The sequence below is a fragment of the Methylobacterium marchantiae genome (assembly GCF_042679825.1).
Classification (GTDB): Bacteria; Pseudomonadota; Alphaproteobacteria; order Rhizobiales; family Beijerinckiaceae; genus Methylobacterium; species Methylobacterium marchantiae.
Genome location: NZ_JBHTND010000096.1, coordinates 1 through 569, shown reverse-complemented (window position 1 = coordinate 569; position 569 = coordinate 1). Strand labels below are relative to the sequence as shown.

1 pseudogene is annotated in these 569 nt (G+C 63.6%); it reads right to left on the bottom strand.

From position 1 onward, the window contains the following. Window positions 1-164: 164 nt before the first annotated feature. Window positions 165-473: pseudogene (locus ACFQ4G_RS21985) on the bottom strand (transposase); the annotation flags it as partial. Between the last annotated feature and the right edge of the window lie 96 nt (window positions 474-569).

Genomic DNA, 569 nt, shown 5'->3' with positions numbered 1-569 from the left:
CGCGCTCACGGACCTCAAGGGAAAACGGTGGGGTTCGCTTCGTCATGGCTCCATCCTCGCAAGAGTTGGGGCCTCCGGAAAACCCGGCGCGGTTCACTTCACCAGCCTTGCAGCCAGCCTCATCACCCCCAACCAGATCAAACGGTTCTGTTAGGCGCTCTAAGTCATGGCGCTCGGCCGAGCCGTCGAACGAGGATCATGACGGCGGCGGCGTAGAGGAAGGCCTGGGCTGAGGCGAGGGTCGTCTCCGGGTCTTTCCAAAGGCGGTGGTTGCGGCTGATCCAGCCAAAGAAGCGTTCGACCACCCATCTGCGCGGGTGCACGGCAAAGCCGACCTGATCCTTGGGTTTGCGCACGATGTCGACGGTGATGATCGTTGCGGTCGCGGGCCTGTCGCCCGCATAGCCTGCATCAGCAAAGGCCTTGACGATGAACGGGAAGGTCCGCCGCGACAAGCGCAGCACCGGTCCAGCCCAGGGCTATCGCATTTGAGCGATGATGGTCCTGGCGAAGGCGTCGGACCATCCGGCCCTGTTTCTTTTGCGCCGAATGGACAGGCCGGGGCGGGC